The following is a 555-nucleotide window of genomic DNA, read 5'->3' as shown; positions in this document are numbered from 1 at the left end:
TCGTACTGCATCGGTTTCAGGCCGGCGAGGGCGGAGCCGAGCGCTCCGGTGGTCTTGATTTCGCCTCTCAGTTCGCCCATCTGGTTATAGACGTTACCAAAGTTGTTGTAGATGTTGTTGAACTGTGTGTCTACGGCGCTCAAAGCGTCGCCGACGTTGTGGTAGGTGCCGCCGCGGATGATGTAGGTGGGGGCGGAGATCGAACCGTCGGAGTTGACCGTGGAGCCGCCGCCGAAGTGGTTGGAGACGCTCGACGATACGCCCCACAGCTGGGAGCCGTTGATTGCGTCGGCGCTGGTCTGGCTGACTTCGCCCTTGGCGACGTTGGCGATCTTTTTGTTTCCGGCGTCGATGCCGGCCTTAGTGACCGAGGGGCCGTTGTGGATGACGAGGCCGTTGTCGGTGATCGAGGTGCCGCCGGCCGTAAAGGCGTTCGCCGTGACGCTGTTGAAGTTCACGTCGGCTTTCGTGGCGATGGTGACGTTTTTGTCGTCGCGGGTGATGGTGATGTTGTCGCCGCTGGTGAACGTCACTGTGTCGTTGGGATTGACGGCG

General features: G+C 60.9%; 1 pseudogene. It reads right to left on the bottom strand.

Annotated elements, in window-relative coordinates:
• Positions 1 to 555: pseudogene (locus D7D26_RS12035) on the bottom strand (hypothetical protein); the annotation flags it as partial.

It is taken from the genome of Pyramidobacter sp. CG50-2 (assembly GCF_003612005.1).
Classification (GTDB): domain Bacteria; phylum Synergistota; class Synergistia; order Synergistales; family Dethiosulfovibrionaceae; genus Pyramidobacter.
Note: the sequence above shows the minus strand (reverse complement) of the source record. Positions and strands in the feature narration are given on the sequence as shown.